A 23,794-nucleotide genomic window follows, 5' to 3' on the forward strand; every position below is an offset into this window, starting at 1 on the left:
GCCGCTTGCGCCAGCACACGCTGCACCCACGTGGCTGGTGAGCAGCGATGTCGAACGAGAGCGCGACGACCGTCGCCGAGCTGCGCGAGCTCCTCGCGATCGATCCGGCGTTCTCCGCGCTCCCCGAGGGCGCGATCGCCGCACTGGCGAGCGTCGCGGAGCGCGTGTTCGTGCCCGCCGGGCACCGCTTGATGGAGCCCGGGCGGCCGCCCGACTCAGCGTTCCTCGTCGTGCACGGCCGACTGCGCGCCACCATCGATCGCGCGAGCCAGCGCGCAGGGCGCGAGATCGCGCTGGAGATGGGCCGCGGTGCGTTCTGCGCGCTGAGCTTCGTGGTCGCGCAGGTGCCGGCCGAGGGGAGCGTCGTCGCGGTGCGCGACACCACCGTGCTGCGCGTCGATCGCGACGCGCTCCTCGCCTGCATGATCGCGCACCCGGAGCTCGTCACCGCGCAAGCGCGCACGTCGTACGAGAACGCGCTGCGCACCCACACGAGGCCCTCGGAGGCCGAGCGCCCGCGCGTGCTCACGGTGCTTCCGGCGGACCCCGGGCTCGCGATCGACGAGGTCGTGCGAGGCCTCGCTCGCGCGCTCACCGAGCTCGCGGGGCCCGGCTGCGTCGTGCGCTCGTCGCAGGTCGCGGAGAGGTTCGGCGCGAGCGCGCTGGAGCGCGGCGGGTTCGAGCGCACGAGGCGCGCGATCGCGTCGTGGTGCAGCGAGCAGGAGGCGCGCGGGTTCCTCCTGCTGGTGTGCGATCGCGACGAGACGCCGTGGACCACGTGGTGCCTCGAGCAGACCGATCGTGTCCTCGTCGCGGCGAGCCCGAGAGCGATCGAGCAGATCGATCGGGTGCGCGCGCTGCTCGAGCGGCGCGCGTCGGTGCGCACCGATCTCCTCCTCGTGCACGAGCCGGGCGTCGAGGTGCCGCGCGGCACCACGACGTGGCACGCGCTGCCGTGCCGGCGGCGTCATCACGCGCGTCGCGATCGCGCGTCGGATCTCGCGCGCGTCGCCCGGCACCTCGCGGAGCAGCCGATCACCGTCGTGCTGGGAGGCGGCGGCGCGCGCGCGCTCGCGCACATCGGCGTGCTCCGCGCGCTCGACGAAGCGAACGTCCCGATCGATGCGATCGCGGGCACCAGCATGGGCGCGGTGGTCGCCGCGGGATACGCGCTCGGCGTGTCTCCGCGCGAGATCGATCAGCTCTTCGCGGAGCAGGTGCCCGACGCACGCGCGCTGCGCGATCCCGACTTCCCGGTGATCTCGCTGCTCGCGGGGCGCAAGCTCGATCGCGTGCTGCAGCGCGGCTTCGGCGACGTCGAGATCCCCGATCTCTGGCTGCCGTGCTTCTGCGTCGCGACCGACATCAGCAACGCACAGGCGGTCGTGCACGATCGCGGGCCGGTGTGGCGATCGGTGCGCGCGAGCTGCTCGCTGCCGGGGGTGTTCCCGCCCGCGCAGATCGACGGGCGACTGCTGGTCGACGGCGGGGTCATCGACAACGTGCCGATCGGGGTGATGGAGCGCGAGTGCCCGGGCGCGAGGATCCTCGCGATCGACGTGGGCGCGATGGGCATCGATCCCCGCGACGTGCCCACCGAGCCGCTGCCCACCGGATGGACGCAGCTCGGCGAGCGCATGCGCGGCGAAGAGCGGCGCACCGGCGTGACGATCATGCAGCTCCTCACCGCGACGGCGATGCTCGGGAGCAAGGGCCTGCTCGCTCACCTCGTCGCCGAGGGCCACGCCGAGCTCTTCCTCGAGCCGCCGGTGAAGCACATCAAGCTGCTCGACTTCGCGGCGCGCGAGCGTCTCGTCGAGATCGGATACACGCACACCCGCGACGCGCTCGCGTCGTGGCGCGGGCTCGATCGCATCGCGACCCGGCCGAGCGTCGCCGCGCGACCGATCGAGCCCGTGTCGCTTCAGTACCCGTAGAGCGTGCCCTGCGGCGCGCCCGCCTCCATCAGCGCGAGGACATCCGCGGCGAGCTCGACCTCGGTCGCGAGCGCCGTGCATGCCGTCGACGAGCAGCGCGAGCGCGACGGTCCGCTGCGTGACCGGCGCGCGGCGCGACACCGCGGCGCGATCCGTGCCGCGAGATCAACGCAGGCCCGAGCGTCGCAGCAGCGAGAACAAGTACGAGCGATCGAGCCCGGCGTCGCGCGCCGCCTGCGACACGTTGCCGCCGCTGCGCTCGAGCAAATGCGCGAGATAGCGCTCCTCGAACGCGCCGAGCGCCTGCTGTCGCGCTTCCTTGTAGGGCATCGCGAGCAGCGGCGCGATCGGCATCGTCGTGGGATCGCTCGCCGCCTGATCACGCGCCGGCCCGTCGCGATCGAGCGCGCGCGGCGCGCCGTCGAGGAACGACTCGAGCCCGAGCGCGAGCGTCGCCTGCGCGACGTTGCGCAGCTCGCGCGCATTGCCCGGCCAGCGATGATCGAGGAGCGCGCGCATCGCGTCGTCGGGGAAGAGCCGCGCGATCTCCCCGCGATACCCGAGCTCGCCCAGGAAGTGCTCGAGCAAGAGCGGGATGTCGTCCTTCCGATCGCGCAGCGGAGGCAGCTCGAGCTGCAGCACCGCGAGGCGATAGAAGAGATCGAGACGGAACGCGCCCGCGTTGATCTCCGCGCGTAGATCGCGGTTCGTCGCCGCGATCACCCGCACGTCGACGTGCACGTCGCTGCGCCCACCGACCCGGCGGAACACGCTGCGCTCGAGCGCGCCCAGGAGCACCGGCTGCAGCTCGCGCGGGAGCTCGCCGACCTCGTCGAGGAAGAGCGTGCCTCCGTGCGCTTGCTCGAGCGCGCCCACGTGCTGGCGATCCGCGCCGGTGAACGCGCCACGCTCGTGCCCGAAGAGCTCGCTCGCGACGAGCGTCGGCGTGAGCGCGCCGCAGTCGACCACGACGAAGGGCTTGTCCGCGCGCGGACCGCCCTCGTGGATCGCACGCGCCACCGCTTCCTTGCCGGTGCCCGACTCGCCGACGAGCAACACCGGCGCTTCGCTCGCGGAGGCGCGCCGGGTCCACGCCATCACGCGGCGCATCTGCGGCGATCGACCGCGCAGCGGGCCGAGCGTGTCGCCCGCGTGGATCTCGACGTCGAGCTCGGCGCCCTCGGTGATGCGCACGTGGGTGCGACCGAGCTGCAGCACCGTGCCCGGCTTCACGATCGCCTGACCGAGCCGCGCGCCGCCGACCCACGTGCCGTTCGTCGAGCGCTGATCGACGACGAGGATCCCCTCGTCGGTGCGCCGCACGAGCGCATGGAACCGGCTCACCGTGTCGTCGCCGAGGACGAGATCGTTCCCCTGCGCCGTGCCCAACGTGAAGCGCTCGTCGTGCGTGCGCGTCGTGCGGCCCTGATCGGGGCCTTCGAGCACGTCCGCGCGCAGCGTGGTCACTGCCAGCGTGGGCCCTCCGCCGCCGAAGCGGCGCGTCACCGTCATCGACACCGATCGTGATGGTATCACGCGCTCGAAACGCGAACGCCCTCGACGTCGTCGACGTCGAGGGCCTTCGTCTCACACACACACGATCAGCGACAGGCCTGCTGGCGCTCCTCGGTCACCGCAGAGCACCCGACCAGACCGCTCGGCGTGCAGCGCACGATCCAGTCCGCCGTCGCGCCGCACGCGGGCACGGCGTCGCCACTCCAGCCCTCGCGCACCGCGCACACGAGACCTGCGCGCGTGCACGCACCCTCGTCGTCACTGCGCACCTCTTCGGTCGCATTGCAGTCGTAGTCGTAGTCGCTCGCAGCGGGCGCGCCGGCGATCGCCGTCGTCTGGAACGTCGTCTGTCCCGGGTTCACCGACGCGATGCCGTCATTGCAGTCCGACTCGGCCGCTGCGCTCGGCTCGCGCGTGGTCCATCCACCGCCGCTCGCACAGCCCGCGGTGCCCGCGGCAGGACGCGCGCACGACTCGACCATCGCCGCCCCGCTGCGCGCGTATCCGTCGCGATCGCAGTCGACGTACCACGTCGTGACGCCACCCTCGTCCGTCTCGCCGTCGCAGTCGTTGTCGACTCCGTCGCAGACGTCGTCGGCATCGGGGTGCACGTCGGCGCGGGTGTCGTCGCAGTCGGTGCCGCACTCGCCTGCGCTCGTCGGCGGGGCGCCGTCGCGATCGGCGTCGATCAGCGCGTGGCGGCATCCGCTCGCGCCATCGCACGAGTCCGCAGTGCACGCGTTCTCGTCGTCGCAGTCGAGCGCGGTGCCGATCGCACAGCCGCTCGCGCCGCCGCAGGTCTCCTCGCCGTTGCAGGCGTTGCCGTCGCTGCAGTTCTCGTCGTCGGTGCACGTGCGCGCGAGGCACACGCCCTCGGTGCAGGTGCCGGTGCCCGCCGCGCACGCGGTCTCATCGGCGAGCGGCTCACCGAGCTCGCACACGTGCGCGTCCGAGCAGGTCTCGGTGCCATTGCACTCGATGTCGTCGTCGCAGTCCGCGTCCTCGTCGCACGAGAAGCGACAGTCGTCGCACCCGTCGCCGCTCACGTCGTTGCCGTCGTCGCACTCCTCGGCGGTCGACTCGTCGGCGTATCCATCACCGCAGCGCGTCGCACCGCACTCGCCCGCGACGCAGAGATCGGCGGTCGCCTCGTCACCGTCGGCGTCGCACGCGGTCCCGTCCTCGCCCGCCGTGCCCTCGGTGCATCCGCTCGCGCCGCAGGTCTCGGCGCCGTTGCAGGGATCGCCGTCGTCGCACTCCGAGTCCTCGCTGCACGCGGGCACGGATCCGTCCTGACCCTGCGCCGCGTCTTCCACACCGGCGTCCGTGCCGCCGCCGTCGTCGTCCCCACACCCGACCGAGCCGGCGCCCAACAGCGCCACCAGGAGCCAGAGCGAAAGAGAAGCCTTGTTCATCCCGTCCCTCCATCACGCACGCTGGACGCGCGCGTGGTGAGGCCACAGCAACGGGTACGCCGCGCGAATTTCCGCGGATTTCACGCCAATTTCGCGACGTCGTGGTGGGATCCCCCACGGCCCTTGTGGGGCCCGGCCCAACAGCTCGACGCGCGCGAGGTGGTCGAGACGTTTGGGGTGCGCCGCCCACGGTCGCTTCGCCGCGCGCCCCGACGCACCCACACGAGACATGGTGTCTGCGCACCACGACCAGCGTGGTAGTTCCGACAGCCGCGCACCTGTGATCGTGTGTGCGGCGCGACGTTCGTGACGCGACGCGTCGGGCCCGGAGCGCGTCAAAACGTACGTCGATTCGTAGGATCAGAGTGCCTCTCTGGCAGGGTGGGAGTCGCGCCGATTCCCACTCACGCGATGTGGAACAAAGAGCGCTCCACGTCGGAGCACGGAGCGCTCTGCGTTCTGGAGGCCACACGAGACTCCAGCGCTTTTTGCCTCACTCCGTCCGGGCACATCCATTGCGGAGGTCGCTCGAGGGGCAAGGACGAAGAGCGTGCGCTCGGATGGAGCGCCGGCTCGCGCCGATGCCGCGCGCTCGATTCGCGCGTTCCGGATCCGAGAGCTCGCTCGCGACGAAGCATCGCGCTCGATGCCGCACGGCATCGAGCCGCTTCGTCGCGTCGTGTCGTGTGCGCTTCTCTGACATCGCGGAGGGAGTCGATGGATCAACGATGGAGGGCAGTAGGAACTCTCGCGCTCGCCGGCGCGCTCTTCGGTGCTCCGAGCACCGTGGAGGCACAAGGCTACTGCGGCCTCGGCGGTACACCTTCGTGCGAGCCAGGCACGGTGTGCGAGCCGATCTCGACCACTGCCGGGCTCTGCTGCCCCGACGATCCGAACACCGGCGCACTGCCCTACTGCATCGGACCGGACGGGCCCGAGCCTGCGACGGTGCTCGCGTCGGACGTGCTCGGTCTGCTCCGGATGGCTCAGGATCCCGCGCTCGCGGCCGACCTCTACACCGGTCCTTGGACGAACTGGTATCGCGACGGTCGTGAGCGCGGCCTCGCGAAGCTCGCGCTCATGCGCGGCCTCCTCGAGCGCTTCAATCTGACGGATACCTACGTCGGCACCGGCGTGCCGATGGTGACCGATCCGGCGCGACCGAATCCGCAGTGCCCCGCCGGGCCCTACGTCACGCGCAACCTCGACGGCACCTGCAACGACCCGACGAACCCGCTGATGGGCGCGGCGGGCACGCGCTTCGGCCGCAACATCCTCCTGACTGCGGCGTTCCCCGAGGAGTCGCAGATGCTGGTCCCGAACCCGCGCGAGATCAGCCTCGAGCTGCTCCGCCGCCGCGGGCCCGGAGGATCGGAGTTCCACGCGGTCCCGTTCCTCAACAACCTCGCGACTGCGTGGATCCAGTTCCAGGTCCACGACTGGTTCAATCACGGGGTGCAGCGCGGCCACGGCGCGGGGACGATCGAAGTCCCGCTCTCGCGCACCGATCCGCTTCGTCGCCTCGGCATGCGCACGATGTCGATCCCGCGCACCGCGGCCGACACGACGCGCGTGGCGGGCCGCGACGACGCACTGCCGCCGACCTATACGAACGAAGTCACGCACTGGTGGGACGCGTCGCAGATCTACGGCAGTGACGCGGAGACCGCGGATCGCCTGCGCTCGCACCAGGGCGGAAGGCTGCGCGTGTCCCGGAGCGGCCTGCTGCCGCTCGGCGAGCGCGGCTATTCCGACACCGGCATGCGCGAGAACTTCTGGGTCGGCCTCGAGCTGATGCACACGCTCTTCGCGCTCGAGCACAACGCGATCGCCGACATGCTCGCGAGCAATCATCCCGACTGGGACGATCAGCGCCTCTTCGACACTGCGCGCCTGATCAACGCTGCGCTGATCGCGAAGATCCACACGATCGAGTGGACGCCCGCGATCCTGCCGAACTCGAGCCTCGAGATCGCGATGCGCACCAACTGGTCGGGCCTCAACGCCGCGACGTGCCCGCCGCTGCCGCAGATCCCCGGGCTCTATCCGAACCCGGTCGTGTACGGCGTCGTCGGCAATCCCGGCGCGCGCAACCTCTACGACGCGGCGTACGCGATGACCGAGGAGTTCGTCTCGGTGTACCGCATGCACCCGCTGCTCCCCGAGCACCTCACCGTGCGCTCCGCGCGCACCGGCGCGGTCCGCGCCGTCGTCCCCACCGCGCTCGCCCGCGAAGCCGGTGGTCGCGCGATGGTCGCGGCGTACGGCATGGAGAACCTGCTCTACTCGTTCGGCACCACGAACCCCGGCGCGCTCGTGCTCGACAATTATCCGCAGTTCCTCCAGGACCTCTTGGTCCCGGGGCGCGGGGTGATCGACATGGGCACGATCGACATCGTGCGTGACCGCGAGCGCGGCATTCCCCGCTACAACGAAGCGCGTCAGTTGCTCCGCCTGCCGCGCGTGCCCGACTTCATCACGCTCACCGGCGGTGATCGCGCGCTCGCGAGCCGGCTCGAGTCGATCTACGGCAACATCGATCAGGTCGACCTCATGGTCGGCACGTTCGCCGAGGGTCAGCGCCCGAGCTGCTACGGATTCGGCGAGACGCTCTTCCAGGTGTTCACGCTGATGGCGACGCGCCGCCTCCAGGCGGACCGCTTCTACACGACGCTCTACAACTCCGACGTCTACACGTCGGAGGGCCTGATGTGGATCGAGCTGAGCTCGATGCGCTCGGTGCTGCTCCGCCACTTCCCGGAGCTGCGCAACACGGGCCTGGCGAACGTCGCGAACGCGTTCTACCCGTGGGAGTGACCTAGTACCGCTGCGTGGATGTTCGTTCCGGGATCGATGTTCAGCCCGGAGCGAACAGCCGCGCTGCGGCGCTAGGGAGAAACCCGGAGCGAAGCTCCGGGCGGCAACACTGACCTGAGCGCGCGCGCCCGGATGAAGAGCGCGTCGCGATCGGTCTGAGGGATCGGCCAGCGCGCGTCGCCCACGAGGTGACGCGCGCTCGCCAACTTCAGGGCCTCGAAGCGATAGAAGCGATCGAGCGCAGCGAGATCTTCCTGCACCGAGCTCGCGTCGCGCCGGGCGCGCGGCTTGTCGAGGAGCGCGACCGCGAGCGACGAGAGCGCAGCGCGCGACTCACCGCGCAGAAAAGCGCTCCAGTCGCCGCGCCACGAGGAGGACAGTCGGCGGACTTCGAACGTCCAGGTGCGCACGCCCGCAGCCCGTCGTGGCGTCTTCTCGCGATGACCGATCAGCGAGAGCAATCGCATCAACGAGAAGAACGCACCGCCGGTGATGTCGCGAGAGCGATAGGCACCGTGCCAGTCGAGCTCGGGGCGCTCTCCCGGTGTCGTCGAGAATGCGAACAGCGCATGTCTCGGCTCGGTCGTGCCGAGACCGATCGACGGATAGAGGAACGAGAACGCGCCGACCACGTTCCACTTCGGCGTGAGCGCCTGGATGAGCGCGGCCTCGCGCAGCTCCGCCTCGAGCTCGGTCTCGCACGCCTCGAATTCGACGCGGGCCGCGCTCTCGACGATCGCGCGCATCTTGCGGTGCCTCTTGCGGCGCGTCGCGTTGCGATACTGCGAGAGGCGGCGTCGCAGGTTGATCGCCTTGCCGACGTAGACGACCGCGCCCGCGGCGTCGAGCACTCGATAGACGCCCGGCGAGCGCGGCACCGTCGCGAGGAAGTCGTCGCCGAGCCGTCGATCGAACGCGCGCGTCACCGCGACTCCATACCGCATTGCGCACCTCGCGCGCGACGGGCACGGTGCTCGCCATGAGCGATCGCATCGTGAGGGCCCCACGCGACGAGCACGAGCGCGCGACGCTCGAGCGCGTCCTCCAGGAGAGCTTCGGCAACGACGGGCTGCCCTGGACCTCGTGGATGGAGCGCATCGGGCACGAGAACCTGCGCGTGGTGATCGCGGGCGGCGCGATCCGCGGCGGGCTCGGGTTCTATCGCTTCGGTCAGCACTGGGGCGGCGAGCGCGTGCCGATGGTCGGGCTCGCGGGTGTCGGGGTGGAGCCGTCGTGGCGCGGCCGCGGGCTCGCGCGGACGTTCCTCGTCGACACGCTCGCCCAGGCGCGCGCCGAGGGCGTGCCGCTCGCTGCGCTCTACGCGTCGTCGGTCGCGGTGTATCGCTCGATCGGCTTCGAGCAGGCCGGCGTCACGCTGCGCCTCGAGGCACCGGTCGCGAGCCTGCCCCGCGGTGATCACGCGCTCGCGTGCGAGGCGTTCGATCCGGCGGAGAGCGCGCACGTGCGGCCGCTCTACGATGCGCGCGCGCGCCGCTGGAATGGACACCTGGTGCGGAGCGAGGCGATCTGGGCGCGCATCATGCAGCCCTATCAGAGCACCGTGCGCGCTTATCGATTCGGCCCTGCGAGCGCGCCCGAGGGATACGTCGTGTACGCGCACCAGCCGAGCGCGGGGCTCGAGTTCGGGATCACGCTGCGCGATCTCGTGCTCGCGACGCCGGCCGCCGCGCGACGCTGCGCCGCGCTGCTCTCGGATCTGCGCTCGCTCGGGCGCGAGCTGCGCTGGCTGGGTTGCGCGAGCGATCCGCTGTTGTCGCTGCTGCCCGAGGAGAGCGCGCGCATCGTCGAGCCGCATCGATGGATGCTGCGCATCCTCGACCCCGAGCGCGCGCTGACGATGCGCGGATACGCCAGCGACGGTGAGGCGTCGTTCGTCGTGCGTGACGCGCTCTTCGGCGATCGCGCGCTGCGCGTACGGGTGCGCGACGGACGCGCGGAGGTGGAGATGATCGCGCCCCGGAGCGATCTCCCGGCGCTCGACGTTCGCGCGCTCGCCGCGCTCTACAGCGGGTTCGCGAACGTCTCGACGCTCGTCGCGATGGGCCTGATCGAGGGCGCGATCGACGACGTGGTCGCGCTCGCGCGGCTCTTCATCGGCGGTGAGCCCTGGCTCTGCGACTGGTTCTGAAGTCCAGCAGGAGTGCTCGCTGGTGCAGGCCCGTACGGGAGCGTGCGGCGCACGCGGCTCTACGCCGGCGAGCCGATTCTTCAGCAGGAGTGCTCGCTGGTGCAGGGCCCGTACGGGAGCGTGCGGCGCACGCGGACGGGAGGGCCCTGCGCCGGCGAGCCGATTTTTCAGCAGGGGTGCTCGCTGGTGCAGGGCCCGTACGGGAGCGTGCGGCGCACGCGGACGGGAGGGCCCTGCGCCGGCGAGCCGATTTTTCAGCAGGAGTGCTCGCTGGTGCAGGGCCCGTACGGGAGCGTGCGCCGCACACGGACGGGAGGGCCCTGCGCCGGCGAGCCGATCTTCGACACCTCTCAGTCCAGGTCGCGCGGCGCGTGCGTCTCGCCGGGCTCGCGCACCAGCATCGACTGCACGCGAACCCGGCCGCTCTCCGGACGTCGCGGCGCCGGCTCTTCGCGGCGCAGGTACCACGAGAGCGCGAGCACGCCGCCTGCCGAGCAGCACGCGACCACGAGGAAGCCGATCAGGAACGGCAGGAACACTTCGAGAGCGTAGAGCGCTACCGACACGGAGGCACGTAGCCGTCGACGCGCAGCCCTCGAAACGTGATCGCGTTCGGGGTCTCGCCGACGAACACGAAGCCGCGCACCGCGGCGAGCGCCGACTCGTAGGAGTACGAGGGCGTGCCCAGCGAGGGCAAGGTCGTCCATTGATCGCGCGCGAACGAGAAGAAGCGCGTCTGGTCCACGCCGCCGGTCGAAGGGATGCGCGTGAGGTACTTGTCTCCGCCGCTCCACGCGAACGAAGGACGGATCTGCACGTAGAAGTCGTCGGTCGCGCGGTAGGTGAGCCAGAAGCCGCTCGAGCCCGAGAAGTCCGCCTCGCCCTCGAACTGGTTCGCGGTGAACACGGTGAGCACGTGCCACTCGCGGTTCACGAGCTCGACGCGCGCGACCTGCTCGCCGCCTTCGTTCACGAGGAGCGTGCCGGTGCGCGGGTTCGTGGTGCCCTCACCGCTCGCGAGCCACGACTGGAAACGATCGACCGACGCGCCGCCCGGGCACTCGTCGAGCGGCCCGGGAAACCCTCCGGCGTCGCCCGACGGAGGGCCCGCATCGGGCTCGGGCGGCGCACCGGAGTCGGGCTCGCTCGATCCCGAATCGACGACCACCGCCGCATCGATGATCGGCGTGCTCGCGTCGATCGCGCCCGCATCGATCGAGACGCTCGCGTCGCTCGGATCGAGCGTCGACGCGCCCGCATCGGGCTCGCCCCCGATCGATCCGACACACCCCGACGCCACCACGGCGAGCGCGACCGCGAGCGAGCTACGCGTGCTCATGCGAGCACGGTGTCGCCCCGCGGCGCGATCGGGTCACTCAGCCCAGCCGGAGTGCTCGCTGGCCGCGGGCCCGCACGGGAGCGTGCCGCGCAAGCCGATTCTTCGACGACTCGCTCACCCGAGGTTCGTGAGACAGGCGTTGCTGCAGGTGTCGGTGTCGACGTCGTTGCCGTCGTCGCACTGCTCGCCGTGCTCGGCCTGGCGCACGCCGTCGCCGCAGCGCTCGGTGAGCTGGCACGCGGGCGAGCATCCGTCGTAGCCGCCGACGTTCGGCGGATCGTCGCACTGCTCGCCCTCTTCGCTCTGGGTGACGCCATCACCGCAGCGCGGACCGAGCGCCATGCAGCCCGGCGCGCAGCCGCCGTACGAGCCGTCGTTGACTCCGTCGTCGCACGCCTCGAAGCGGGTGACGATCCCGTCGCCGCAGATCGGCGCGCACTCGGTGCGCGAAGAGGTGAAGTTCGAGAGCGTCAGTCGATACGACGACTGCGTGGTGTGGCGCTCCGCCTGGAACACCACGACTTCGTAGATGCCGCCGACGGCGAGGCCGAGGTCCGGGGCGCGCGCGCTCAGCGTCACGGTGCCGCTCAGTGCGCCGTGCACACCGCCGAGATCGAGCGCGAGGCGGCCGTTGATGAACACCCAGACGTCGTCGTCTCCGCGGAACGTGAGGACCTCGTCGCCGTGGTACTCGAACCAATAACGAACGACGCTGGTGAACGAGAAGTTGTGGCCTCCGGTCCGCGGCTGCTCCGTCCCAGCCGCGATCCAGCCTCGACCGTCGAGCGGGAAGAACACGCTGTTGTCGTACACGTAGCGGCCATCGGGCTGGCGCGTCAGCACGAGCCGCTCGACGACCGTTCGGTTCACCCCGGCGGTGTCGCGGTACCACTGGTCGAACGCGACGCGCCCGTGGGTCGTGGCCGAGCTGACTCCTTCCTTCGCGTAGACCGGGAGTCGATCGGCGCCGAGCGTCGCCGCGACGATCCCGGTCTCGTTGCCGTTGGCGTTCTCGAAGTCGATGTGACCGCCCGACAGATCGCGACCACGGAAGTCGCGGTACACGACCGCGAGCGCGAGCTCGTCAGGCGCCTCGATCTCGGTGAGCTCGCAGGTGAAGCCTTCTTCGATGGTGCACGTCGGCGAGCATCCGTCGCCCGCGCGCGTGTTGCCGTCGTCGCAGGGCTCGCCGGGGAGCACGACTCCGTCGCCGCACGCAGTGGTGCAGACTCCGTCGCTGCACACCGGCTCGACCTCGCACAGCGGACTGCAGCCATCGCCGGTGTCGTTGTTCCCGTCGTCGCAGGGCTCCGTGCCTTCGACGACGCGGTCGCCACATTGCGTCGGGACACACGGCGCGCCGACGGTCTCGCACGCATATCCGTTCTCGAAGAGACAATCGGCGCTGCAGCCGTCGTTGCCTTCGGGCGGCGCGTCGCCGTCCTCGCACTCTTCGAATCCCGCGATGATTCCGTCGCCGCACGCCGCCGCGCGACACGCGACTCCGTCGATCGGACAGACCCATCCTGCTTCGATGACACAAGCCGCGCTGCAGCCGTCGCCAGCGTCGGTATTGCGATCATCGCACTCCTCGCTCGCCGCGCGGACTCCGTCACCGCACGTCGCGAGAGGAACGCAGTCTTCGCCGGGAGTCGGACACGCATATCCGTCTTCGACGGTGCAAGTCGCGGAACAACCATCCTCGGGATCCACGTCGCCGTCGTCGCACGCCTCGGTCGGCGCATTGATTCCGTCGCCGCAGATCGGACTGCCGGCATCGGGCCGCGGCGGCGGCGGGGCGTCGATCCCCGGCGACGCGTCGCGCGGCTCCATGCGACCGGCGTCGACGTCGTCGTCGGGTCGTGGGCCGGGATCGGGATCGCAGGCGATCGTGAGTGCAGAGAGCGCGAGGACGAAAGCGAAGCGACGGTGCATCACTCCGCTTGTCCCTTAACAGTGACAGCGAACGCAACACCCCCGAGGGTCAGCCGCGGTCGATCGCGTCGCGCACCGCACGGAGGAGCGCTTCGTTGGTCAGCGGCTTCTGCACGAAGCGCGCGCGCTCCTCGAGCACACGCGGCCCGACGACGTCGACGTCGAGGTAACCCGACATGTAGACGACGGGCAGATCGGGCCGGCTCACCCGCAGTCGATCGGCGAGCTCGGGACCGGTGAGCTCGGGCATCACGACGTCGGTCAGCAGCGCATCGACGCGGCCGAGCCCGCTCGCGAGCGAGAGCGCCTCGCTCGGCGCCGACGCCTCGACCACGAGGTACCCGCTGCGCGCGAGGATCCGCCGCGCCGCGGCGCGCACCAGGGGATCGTCCTCGACCAGCAGGATCGTCTCGCTGCCACCGCGCGCGTGCGCGAGCCCGGAGCGCGCATCGGCCGCGCTGGCGTCGTGCTCGACGACCGGCAGGTAGACCTTGATCGTCGTGCCGAGGCCGACCTCGCTGTAGGCCCACACGTGCCCGCCGCTCTGCGCGACGATGCCGTAGACGGTCGAGAGCCCGAGGCCGGTGCCCTTGCCCGGCTCCTTCGTCGTGAAGAAGGGCTCGAACGCGCGATCGAGCGTCTCCTTGCTCATGCCGACGCCGGTGTCGCTCACCGCGATCACGACGTAGGTGCCGGCGCGCACGCCGTGGTGCGACGCGGCGTACTCCTCGTCGAGATCGACGACGCTCGTCTCGATGCGGAGCCGCCCGCCGCGCGGCATCGCGTCGCGCGCGTTCACCGCGAGGTTGACGATCACCTGCTCGATCTGCCCGACGTCCGCGAGGATGCGGACGCCACGCGCACCGAGGCGCGTCGAGAGCCCGACCTGCTCGCCGATCAGACGCTGCAGGAGGCGCTCGAGCCCCGCGATCACGTCGTCGACGAGGATCGGCCGCGCGTCGAGCACCTGCTGCCGGCTGAACGCGAGCAGCTGCCGCGTGAGCTCGGTCGCGCGCACCGCGGCGCCGCGCACTTGCTCGAGATCGCCGCGCCGCGAATCGTCCACCGCCATCTCGCCGAGCGCGAGCTCGGTGAAGATCAAGATGACGCTCAACATGTTGTTGAAGTCGTGGGCCACGCCGCCGGCGAGGCGACCCACCGCTTCCATCTTGAGCGCCTGGCGCAGCTGCACCTCGGTCTGCGCGAGCGCGGCCTGCGCCTGCTCGCGCGCCCCGATCTCCGCGCGCAGCCCTTCGTTCGCGGCGCGCAGCTCCTCGGTGCCGAGCTCGATGTGGTGCTCGATCTGCGTCCACACCTCGCGCTCGCGCTCCTCCGCGCGACGTCGCTCGGTCACGTCGAGCACCGTCGAGCGGCTCGCGACGAAGGCGCCCGTGTCGTCGTACACCGCGGTCGCGTGGAGCTGCACCGGCAGGATCGAGCCGTCCTTGCGCACCATGTCGAACTGCAGGTACGAGGTCTCGCCGCGCTCGACGAAGCGATCGAACGTGCCCTCGAACGCCTCGCGGCTCTCGGGCGTGAGCAGATCGACGAAGCGCCGCACGCCCACGATCTCGTCGCGCGTGTAGCCGAGCCAGCGCAGCTCGGTGTCGTTGATGCGCCGGAACACGCCGTGGCGATCGAGCGAGTGATAGCCGATCGGCGCGCGATCGTAGAGATCCTGCAGCTCGCGCGTGGTGAGCTCGAGCGCGTGACGCGCGCGCTCCTCGCGCGTGGTCTCGTGCATCGAGATGCCGATGCGCGTCGGCGAGAGCGGGATGAGCTCGATGTCGAACACGCGCCCGCCCTCGAGCACCACGCCCGGCACCGTCGTGCGCGTGGCCCTCGCGAGCGCTTCGCGCAGCGGCACGACCGAGCGCGGCGAGACCTCGGCGATGGTGCGCCCCTCGAGCGCTGCGCCGCTGCCCGCGCCGGCGAGCTCGCCCGCCGCGTCGTTCGCCGCGACGATGCGCAGCGTTCCGTCGGGCTCGGCTTCGATCACGGAAGAAGGCGTCGACGAGCGCGCCGCGAGCTCGGCGAGCGGTTCGCGCGTGACGGCCATCAGGGCCACGTGATCGACGGGAACGCGGGACCGGGATGCGCGAGCGCGTATCCCTGCACGTACGTGCATCCGAGGCGCACGACGCAGTCGCGCTCCGCGGCGGTCTCGATCCCCTCGGCGACGACCTCCATGCCGAGCCCGGTCGCGAGCGACACCAGCGAGTGCACGACGCGCTGTCGCACGACGTCGGCATCGACGCCGCGCACCAGCGACATGTCGACCTTCACGATCTCCGGCTGCACGCGCGCGAAGTAGCTGAGGCCCGCGTAGCCGGCGCCGAGATCGTCCACCGCGAGGCGATATCCGAGCGCGCGCAGCGACTCGAAGCGCAGCTCGAGATCGGGCACCGCCTCGAGCGACGCGCGCTCCGTGAGCTCGAGCACCACCTGCCGCGCGACCCGCGAGAGCGGCGAGGCGGGATCGAAGAGATCGGGATCGGCGAGATCGGACGGATGGAGGTTCACGAAGATCGCGGTCGCGCGCGGTGCGTCCTCGAGCTGCGCGGCGACGATGTTGCGCACGCGGCGCCCGAGCGTGTGCAGCATGCCGAGCTTCTCGGCCGCATCGATCACCGACATCGGCGTCGTCAGCGTGGGCTCGGTCGAGCGCATCAGCGCCTCGTACCCGACGGTCTCGCGGGTCGTGCACGAGACGATGGGCTGGTACGCGACGCGCAGCGTCTTGAGGGCGCGACGCAGCGCCTGGTCGAGCCGCGCGCGATCGTCGCCGCGCCGGGCGCGCGCGAGCGAGCGCAGGTGCGCGGCCTCGAGCACCGCCTTGCGCAGCACGTCGGGCGAGAGCGGCTTCGTGAGATAGCGGAACGCGCCGAGCTCGACCGCCTTCGCCGCGGTCTCGACCGAGGGCGCGCCGGTGATCTGGATCACCGGCAGATCGAGATCGCGCGCGCGCACCGCGCGGAGGAGCTCGGTGCCGCTCATCCCCGCCATCGCGAGGTCGGAGACGACGACGTCGTACTCGTTGGTCTCGAGCGCGCGCAGCGCGGTCGTCGCGTCGTGCAGCACCGAGACGTCGGCGCCGGTGCCCGAGACCACGCGCGCGAGCGCTGCTGCGACGGCGGGCTCGTCGTCCACGATCAAGACGCGAGGAGCGCTCGAGCGAGGTGATTCGTCGACGCCACGCACGATCGAGGGTGCGGTGTCTTTCATCCGCGAGCGCATCGAGAGCCTTTCGGAACGGCGGCGGACAACGGAGATGCGTGGGGCTCGGAGGTGCGAAGACGAGGACTGCGCCCGGAGCGGACGCGAGAGGGGTCAGCCTAACGCCAGGTCCGGTACGGAAGCGAGCACGAGATCGCGCGCACCCACGGTATCTAGGGTCCATGAGAGCCACGACGACGTGCGCCCACACGGACGCCTCGTCCGTGTGGGCTTCACCTCGACGATCTTCGCGATCACGCGCTCGGGGAGCCCGGCGCGAGCGTCACGCGGCTCGGGCGTAGCGCGACACGATCAGCGTCGCGTTGGTCCCGCCGAACCCGAACGCGTTGGACAGCGCGTGCTCCACGCGCATCTCGCGCGCGACGTTCGACACCACGTCGAGCGCGATCTCGGGATCGAGCTCTTCGACGTTGATCGACGGAGGCACGACACCGCGCGCGACCGCGAGCGCAGCGACGATCAGCTCCACCGCGCCGGCCGCGCCGAGCATGTGGCCCGTCATGCTCTTCGTGCTGCTGACCGCGACACGCCGATCTCCGAGCGCGCGCACGATGCCGCGCGCCTCCGCGAGATCGCCCGCGGGCGTCGAGGTCGCGTGGGCGTTGACGTAGTCGATCGCGCCCTCGGAGAGCGATGCGTCCTCGAGCGCCATGCGCATCGAGCGCGCACAGCCGTCTCCGTCGGGGCTCGGCTGCGCCACGTGGAACGCGTCGCTCGACGCGCCGTAGCCCGAGAGCTCCGCGTAGATGCGCGCGCCGCGCCCGCGAGCGCGCGCTTCGGACTCCAGCACCACGACGCCCGCGCCCTCGCCGCACACGAAGCCATCGCGCGCACGATCGAAGGGCCGGCTCGCGCGCCGAGGATCGCCGGCGTGGCGAGAGAGCGCGCGCATCGCCTCGAACCCGCCGATCCCGACCGGCGTGATCACCGCCTCGGCGCCCCCGGCGATCATCACGTCGGCGCGACCACGACGGATCCACTCCGCGGCCTCGCCGATCGCGTGCGCACCGGTCGCGCAGGCGCTCGTCGTCGAGTAGCTCGGCCCGCGCAGCCCGTGCGCGATCGAGATCTGTCCCGCCGCGAGGTTCGCGCAGACCGCGGGGATCGTGTACGGGCTCACGCGCGACGGGCCCTTGTCGCGGATCTTGTGGGTGGTGCGCTCGATCGTCTCGAGCCCGCCCATGCCGACGCCGACGATGCAGCCCGCGCGCGTCTGCTCGTGCTCGCTCAGCGCGAGCTCCGCGTCCGCGATCGCCTGGCCCGCGGCGACGATCGCGAGCTCCGAGAAGCGATCGAGCTCTTTGACGAGCTTGCGCGACATGTGGCGCGTCGCGTCCCAGTCCTTCACCTCGCACGCGAAGCGCGTCTCGAACGCGCTGGCGTCGAAGCGCGTGATCGGCGCGGCGCCGCTCGCTCCCTCGAGCATCGCGCGCCAGGTGGCGTGCGCGTCGTGCGCGAGCGGCGTGACCGCGCCGATCCCGGTGATGACGACCTTGGTACGGCTCATCTCAAACGCGCTCGACGATCGTCGCGATGCCCTGACCGCCGCCGATGCACATCGTCACGAGCGCGGTCTGCAGATCGCGTCGCTCGAGCTCGTCGATCGCGGTGCCGAGCAGCATCGCGCCGGTCGCGCCGAGCGGGTGACCGAGCGCGATCGCACCGCCGTTCACGTTCACGCGATCGGGAGGAATGTCGAGCGTGCGCGTGGTCTCGAGCACCACCGCGGCGAAGGCCTCGTTGATCTCCCAGAGATCGATGTCGCGCGTGGTCATGCCGGCGCGGCGCAGCGCCTTCTGGCTCGCAGGCGCGGGCGCGGTGAGCATCAGCACCGGGTCGCTGCCGATCGTCGCCATCGCGCGGATGCGGGCGCGCGGCTTGATCGCGTGCTCCTTCACGTAGCGATCGGACGCGAGCACCACCGCGGCCGCGCCGTCGGCGAGACCGCTCGAGTTGCCCGCGGTGTGCAGGTGACGGATCGCGTCGATGCGGGGCTGGGTCGCGAGCGCGATCTGGTCGAGGGTCTCGCCCTTCGGGCCCACCACCGCGGCGCCGAGATGCACGAACGAGGGCGGCAGCGCGCCCAGCCCCGCGAGCGTGGTGTCGGGGCGCGGGCTCTCGTCGCGCTCGAGCACGACGACGCCGCGCGCGGGATCGATCACCGGCACGATCGAGCGCGCGAAGCGGTGCTCCTCGATCGCGCGCGACGCGTTGATCTGGGAGCGCAGCGCGAGCCCGTCGACGTCCTCGCGCGAGAAGCCCTCGAGCGTCGCGATCAGATCCGCGCTGATGCCCTGGGGCACCTGGAACACGCGCTCGCGCAGCGTCTGGTTGCCGCCGTCCTGACCTCCGCCGTCGGAGCCCATCGGCACCCGCGACATGCTCTCGACGCCGCCTGCGACCACGAGATCCTGGGCGCCCGACGCGACCGCCATCGCGCCGAAGTGAACCGTCTGCAGGCCCGACGCGCAGAACCGATTCACCGAAGCGCCCGTGACCTCGATCGGCCAGCCGGCCGCGAGCACCGCGTTGCGCGCGACGTTCGCGCCCTGCTCGCCGACCTGCGAGACCGCGCCGACGAGGACGTCGTCGACCTCCTTCGCGGAGAGCCCCCTCGCTTCGAGGGCGCGCAGCACCTGCGCGAAGAGCTCTTGCGGGTGGATGCCCGAGAGCGCGCCCTTGCCTGCCTTGCCCCGACCGCGCGGCGTGCGGACGGCGTCGATGATCCAGCTGTTGGTCATGGCCTCTCTCCTGATGCGAACGTTCGTTCTATTATTTGGCCGCACGAGGACCTGCGACGGAATGCGACGCATCGCCGGTCCGGCGTGAGCAACGATCGAAGGTGGTGTTCCGGGGAAACGACCGAGTGACCTCATCGCGAGGCCACACGCGATCGATGTGTCGACAAAACAGTACGACCGTTCGCTTTTGTGCGCAAGGGAAGAGAAGGAATTCACCGATCGCCGAGCGGCGATCGACTACCGCGTGAACGACTCGACGGGCCGGTACTCGGTCTTGCGCCCCCCGAGGTGACGCGCGAGCCAGCGCTCGCGCCGTGCGCGCGCGACCCGATCGCTGATCGCCTCGGCGCCCGGCACGTTCCGCCGCGCGGTCTCGAGCGCGAGCACGAAGGGCGCGAGCGCGAGCGGCGCGAGCGCGAACACCCCGGCCGGGGGCAGACCGTTGTGTCGATAGATCGGCGCGGGGAGGAAGAAGCGCGTGTAGCCGAGGTGCACGCGGTGCTCGAGCTCGCCGCGCATGCGCGCGAAGAACGATCCGTCGCCCTCGGGCGCGAACGCGCTGGCGTACGAGCGACACAGCATCTTGCCGTCCTCGCCCGCGCGGCGCGCCGACTTCACGAAGGTCACGAACGAGAGCTGCGCCGCCTCGCGCATCGACGACGGATACCAGCGCGGTCGCACGCCCATGAGGTGCCCGACGTAGCGCCAGAAGTGCATCGTCGCCTCGATCTCGCGCACGCTGGTCCGATAACCCATCGCGTGCATCGCGAGGCCGGGGCCGAAGCTCCCGCCCATCAGCGTGAGCAGCGCGTCGGCCTGGCTGATCGGGACGCCCCACGCGTGGAGATCCCACTCCGGATGCGCGAGCAGTCGCTGCCGCACGAACACGTGCATCATGCGCACGCGCATCGCGGACAGGCGTCCCGGTGCGCCGGGCCGCAACCCTCCGGGGTCCGACACCGCGATCCAGAACGCGGCGGTCTCGAGGAACCGATGCTTCGTCGACGCGCCTGCGTACGCGCCGGTCAGCGCGAGCGGCTTCGCGACCGAGCTCTCGGAGTACGCGGCGAGCGTGATCGCGCCCGCGAAGCGGAAGACGTCGGTGCTCCACCGCCGGAACACGCGCGCGCCCTGCTCGACGAGGTCCCAGTCGACCCACTCGGGGTCGTGCTCCACGTCGTCGAGCAGACGCACCAGCGACGCGGGCGCGCCCTCGACGCTCGCGACGCCGTGGGCGAGCGCGCGCTCGAGCATCTCGCGACCGACGGCGGTGCCGCGGCGGAGATAGACCTCGTCGACGTACGCCTCGGCGAGGGGATCGGCGTCGTAGTACATCGACGCGAGCGCCCGCACGACCTCGTCGCTCGGCGCGGGATCGAACCCGAGCACGCGCTGGCCGAGCGCGCGCACGAGGCGCGGGAAACGTCGATCGAGGTTCTCCGCGTAGCGGAACTCGGTGGGGCGCCGATCGCTCACTGTCACGAGCGAGAGCGTACCCCCGGCGTCAACGCGATGGACGCGCGAGCGCGTCCTCGAGCGTCGCGGCGAGGATGCGCGCGACCTCGGCGCGCGCGCTGTCGCGCAGGTGCTCGTGCGGCTCGTTCGGCGGGTGATCGAACCACTCCGTGCGCTCGAAGTGCCTCGAGAGGTCGAGGTGCGGGCCCTCGTAGCCGTCGAGCACCGCGGCGATCGCGCCGAGGTTCTCCTCGATGCACGCGAGCTCGCGCGAGCCCACGAGCGCGCGCGCACCACCGACGTCCACCGGAGTCACGTACACCAGCACGACGAAGGGCAGCGACTCCGCGGCGCGCACGAGGCGCTCGAGATCGCGCATGCGCGGGCTGACGCGGACGTCGCCTGCATAACGCGCGACGTAGCGTGCGCGCCCCACCTCGCGCGGCGCGTCCCAGCCGAGGTCGCTGCGCTGCAGCTCGCGCATGCTGCCGAAGTCGTGCTCGCCGCAGATCACGTGCACACGCTCCGACGCCTCGGCGCTCGGCGCGCCCCACGTGAAGTCGAGCACCGCGGCGGCGCGCGCGAGGATCGGGTGCTCGTACATCGCGCCCTCGCGCGAGAACTGCCATCCCGGCTCGTGATCCCAGGTGCGCCCGAAGCTGCGCGGGTTGATCGGGACCACCACCGCGCGCGGTGCGCGCTCGCGGTGCGCGAGGAAGCGGAGCTGCGCGCCGTGGAGATCGGACGCGGTCGCGCCGCGGACCACCGCGGTCACGCTCTCGTGCTCGAGCTGGTCGTCGAGCATGGTCGCGAGGTCGCGGGTGTCGTCGTCGTCGCGCGCCACCGTCGCGACGACCGAGTCACCGAGCATCACCACGCTCGCGGTGCTCCGGCCGAGCCGCTCCATGCCCTGGACGGGAAGCTCCGGCAGGTACGAGGCCCAGCGCGCCGGGTGACGCTGGATCTCGCGCTCGAGGAACGTCACCGCACCGAGCGCGACCAGCGTGGTGAGCGCGACGCCGAGGGCGAAGCGGTAGGCGGCGATGCGGTGCTGCGGGATGGCGCGCATGGCGGTCAGAACTGGAAGTAGATGAAGGGCACGGTCTCGATCGGGCCGAGCGTCGCGATCGCGATCACACACGCGACGACGATCGCGAGACGGACGCCCCACGTCGCGTGGGGCAGCTCGAAGCCGTGCTGTCGCCCGCGCTGCAGCCACTCGACGACCAGCAGCAGCGGCACGCCCCACAGCAGCGGCTCGAGCACGCCCTCGGGCATCTGCTCGCGCACCACCGCCGTCGCCGCGCGCTCGATCACGGTGAGCGCACTTCGCACCGAGCTCGCGCGGAAGAAGACCCAGCCGAGGCACACCGCGTGGAACGTCGCGATCACCGCGAGAACGTCGCGCACCCGCGGGGTCGGCCGCCGACCGAGCGGCCACTCGAGGCGCTCGCTCGTGCGCCAGTGCGGCAGCGCCACCAAGAGGCCGTGGAACAAGCCCCACAGCACGAAGGTCCACGCCGCGCCGTGCCAGAGACCGCTCAGCGTGAACGTGATCAGCACGTTGCACGCGCGCCGGAACGGCGAGACGCGATTGCCTCCCAGCGGCAGATAGACGTAGTCGCGGAACCACGTCGAGAGCGAGATGTGCCACCGGCGCCAGAAGTCCGCGGGGCTCGTGGCGAAGTACGGGAGCGCGAAGTTGCGCGAGAGGTCGAACCCGAAGAGCCGCGCGCACCCGATCGCGATGTGCGAATAGCCCGCGAAGTCTCCGTAGATCTGGAACGCGAACGCGTACGTCGCGACGAGCAGCTGCCAGCCGCTCACCTGCGAGGGATCGCGATACGCCTGCTCGACGGTGCCCGCGAGCCGATCCGCGATGCAGACCTTGAGCACCAGCCCGTAGAGCATCTGCATCACGCCGTCGATCGCGGCATCGGTGCGGAACACCCGCGGCGCGAGCGCCTGCGGCAAGAGGTGCGACGCGCGCTCGATCGGGCCGGCGACGAGCTGCGGGAAGAACGACACGAACGCGAGGAACGCCGGGAGATCGCGGGTCGCGCGCAGCTCACCGCGATAGACGTCGATCGTGTAGCTCAGCGTCTGGAACGTGTAGAAGCTGATCCCGACCGGCAACACGATGCCGAGCGTCGCTGGGTGCGCCTCGAGCCCCGCGCTGCGCAGGAGCGTCGCGAACGACTCGATGCCGAAGTCGAGATACTTGAACGTCCCGAGCATCCCGAGGTTCGCGAAGAGGCTCACGCCGAGCCAGAAGCGACGGCGATGGCCTCGCTCGATCGCGAGCGCAGCGGCGTAGTCGAGCAGGCTCGTCGCGACGAGGAGACCGAGAAAGCGCCAGTCCCACCACGCGTAGAAGAAGTAGCTCGCAGCGACGATGAACGCGTTCTGTCCGCGGTGAGGCAGCGCCCAATACACCGCGTAGACGATTGGCAGGAAGATCAGGAACGGAATCGAGTCGAACGTCATCGGCCGCCGCGCGCCGCGCTGGAGAGCAGCGCGGGCGACGCGGATGGTGCGAGCGGAGCACGTGCAGAGCAAGCACGCTCAGCGCGTGTAGATCCCGACGAGATCGCCGCACGCGAGCACCTTTCCGCGCATCGCGTGGACGACCTGATCGCGCGTCGCGCCGGGGCCGAGGCCGGTGGGCGCGTCGAGCGCGAAGAGCTGGAAGTGATAGCGGTGCGGGCCGTGGCCCTGCGGCGGGTGCGGGCCGAGCCAGCCCTCCTCGCGCACCGAGCTCCGACCCTGGATCGCACCGCGCGGCGAGTCGCCGATCGCGATCCCCGCGTCGACCGACGTGACGTCGGGCGAGATGCGATAGACGACCCAGTGCGCGAACGGCTTGCGCTTCGGGATGTCGGGATCTTCGCAGAGCAGCACGAGCTCCTTCGTGCCGGCGGGCGCGGGCGTCCACGCGAGCGCGGGAGAGACGTTGCGGCCCTCCGAGTCGGTGTGCACCGCGGGGATGAGCGCCTCGTGACGGAAGGACTCGCTGTGCACCCGCATCGTCTCGGGCGCGCGCAACACGTTCTTCGCGAGGTTGCGCTCGCCCGCGCGCACGCCGCGCAGAGCCCGACCTGCGAGGCGCGCGAGGCCGTCGATCAGCTGCATGGGTTCCTCCTGCGGAGCGGCGGAGCAAAGCGAGGACCGCGCGCGGTCGGTCGCGCAAGAGCTGCTCGGTACGCGAGCCTTGCGTGGAGAGCGCGACGAATTCGTGAATGATTCCGCGGTGC

17 protein-coding genes are annotated in these 23,794 nt (G+C 71.1%); 3 read left to right on the plus strand and 14 right to left on the minus strand.

The window, feature by feature from the left end; translation table 11 throughout:
- The first annotated feature begins 47 nt into the window (after positions 1–47).
- A complete protein-coding gene (locus tag I5071_RS31805; RefSeq protein ID WP_236517021.1) occupies positions 48–1,937 on the plus strand; it encodes a patatin-like phospholipase family protein in 1,890 nt (629 codons plus the stop codon).
- Between the two features lie 165 nt (positions 1,938–2,102).
- On the opposite strand, the gene I5071_RS31810 is transcribed toward I5071_RS31805, so the two are convergent.
- Both I5071_RS31810 and I5071_RS31815 read right to left on the minus strand, forming a co-directional pair.
- Positions 2,103–3,449 carry a sigma 54-interacting transcriptional regulator gene (locus I5071_RS31810; RefSeq protein ID WP_236517022.1) on the minus strand — a complete coding sequence of 449 codons (1,347 nt, stop codon included), beginning with the start codon at positions 3,447–3,449 and terminating at the stop codon, positions 2,103–2,105.
- 89 nt (positions 3,450–3,538) lie between these two features.
- Positions 3,539–4,867 carry a putative metal-binding motif-containing protein gene (locus I5071_RS31815; RefSeq protein WP_236517023.1) on the minus strand — a complete coding sequence of 443 codons (1,329 nt, stop codon included), beginning with the start codon at positions 4,865–4,867 and terminating at the stop codon, positions 3,539–3,541.
- A gap of 786 nt (positions 4,868–5,653) precedes the next feature.
- Here I5071_RS31815 and I5071_RS31820 point away from each other — a divergent pair.
- A complete protein-coding gene (locus I5071_RS31820) occupies positions 5,654–7,684 on the plus strand; it encodes a peroxidase family protein (protein ID WP_236517024.1) in 2,031 nt (676 codons plus the stop codon).
- A gap of 71 nt (positions 7,685–7,755) precedes the next feature.
- Here I5071_RS31820 and I5071_RS31825 read toward each other — a convergent pair whose 3' ends face one another.
- Complete coding sequence (locus tag I5071_RS31825; protein WP_236517025.1) at positions 7,756–8,610, minus strand: nucleotide excision repair endonuclease; 855 nt, start codon at positions 8,608–8,610, stop codon at positions 7,756–7,758.
- A 53-nt stretch (positions 8,611–8,663) separates the two neighbouring features.
- Between I5071_RS31825 and I5071_RS31830 the strand changes: the two genes are divergently transcribed.
- A complete protein-coding gene (locus I5071_RS31830) occupies positions 8,664–9,833 on the plus strand; it encodes a GNAT family N-acetyltransferase (protein ID WP_236517026.1) in 1,170 nt (389 codons plus the stop codon).
- Between the two features lie 350 nt (positions 9,834–10,183).
- Here I5071_RS31830 and I5071_RS31835 read toward each other — a convergent pair whose 3' ends face one another.
- The 11 genes from I5071_RS31835 to I5071_RS31885 all read right to left on the minus strand — a co-directional run bounded on the left by I5071_RS31835 (position 10,184) and on the right by I5071_RS31885 (position 23,672).
- Positions 10,184–10,372, minus strand: a complete 189-nt coding sequence (locus I5071_RS31835) for a hypothetical protein (RefSeq protein WP_236517027.1) — start codon at positions 10,370–10,372, stop codon at positions 10,184–10,186.
- Positions 10,373–10,389: 17 nt separating this feature from the next.
- Entirely contained in the window at positions 10,390–11,172 is a 783-nt protein-coding gene (locus I5071_RS31840) for a hypothetical protein (protein ID WP_236517028.1), read from the minus strand.
- 114 nt (positions 11,173–11,286) lie between these two features.
- The gene (locus tag I5071_RS31845) at positions 11,287–13,107 is read right to left on the minus strand and encodes a DUF4215 domain-containing protein (RefSeq protein WP_236517029.1); all 1,821 of its coding nucleotides are present in this window, start codon (positions 13,105–13,107) and stop codon (positions 11,287–11,289) included.
- Positions 13,108–13,156: 49 nt separating this feature from the next.
- The gene (locus tag I5071_RS31850) at positions 13,157–15,166 is read right to left on the minus strand and encodes a hybrid sensor histidine kinase/response regulator (protein ID WP_236517030.1); all 2,010 of its coding nucleotides are present in this window, start codon (positions 15,164–15,166) and stop codon (positions 13,157–13,159) included.
- A complete protein-coding gene (locus tag I5071_RS31855) occupies positions 15,166–16,257 on the minus strand; it encodes an EAL domain-containing response regulator (protein ID WP_236607701.1) in 1,092 nt (363 codons plus the stop codon). Before I5071_RS31855 ends, I5071_RS31850 begins: the two co-directional genes overlap by 1 nt.
- 349 nt (positions 16,258–16,606) lie before the next feature.
- Positions 16,607–17,851 carry a beta-ketoacyl-ACP synthase II gene (fabF, locus tag I5071_RS31860; protein ID WP_236517031.1) on the minus strand — a complete coding sequence of 415 codons (1,245 nt, stop codon included), beginning with the start codon at positions 17,849–17,851 and terminating at the stop codon, positions 16,607–16,609.
- A gap of 1 nt (position 17,852) precedes the next feature.
- Positions 17,853–19,085: an acetyl-CoA C-acetyltransferase gene (locus tag I5071_RS31865; protein ID WP_236517032.1), complete on the minus strand. Its 1,233-nt coding sequence runs from the start codon at positions 19,083–19,085 to the stop codon at positions 17,853–17,855.
- Positions 19,086–19,322: 237 nt separating this feature from the next.
- A complete protein-coding gene (locus I5071_RS31870) occupies positions 19,323–20,567 on the minus strand; it encodes an oxygenase MpaB family protein (RefSeq protein WP_236517033.1) in 1,245 nt (414 codons plus the stop codon).
- 22 nt (positions 20,568–20,589) lie between these two features.
- Positions 20,590–21,609 (minus strand): hypothetical protein, encoded by a 1,020-nt coding sequence (locus I5071_RS31875; protein ID WP_236517034.1) that lies wholly within the window; start codon positions 21,607–21,609, stop codon positions 20,590–20,592.
- Between the two features lie 5 nt (positions 21,610–21,614).
- Positions 21,615–23,027 carry an MBOAT family O-acyltransferase gene (locus I5071_RS31880; protein ID WP_236517035.1) on the minus strand — a complete coding sequence of 471 codons (1,413 nt, stop codon included), beginning with the start codon at positions 23,025–23,027 and terminating at the stop codon, positions 21,615–21,617.
- 78 nt (positions 23,028–23,105) lie between these two features.
- Positions 23,106–23,672, minus strand: a complete 567-nt coding sequence (locus I5071_RS31885; protein WP_236517036.1) for a YbhB/YbcL family Raf kinase inhibitor-like protein — start codon at positions 23,670–23,672, stop codon at positions 23,106–23,108.
- Between the last annotated feature and the right edge of the window lie 122 nt (positions 23,673–23,794).

The sequence above is a fragment of the Sandaracinus amylolyticus genome, assembly GCF_021631985.1.
Classification (GTDB): Bacteria; Myxococcota_A; Polyangia; order Polyangiales; family Sandaracinaceae; genus Sandaracinus; species Sandaracinus amylolyticus_A.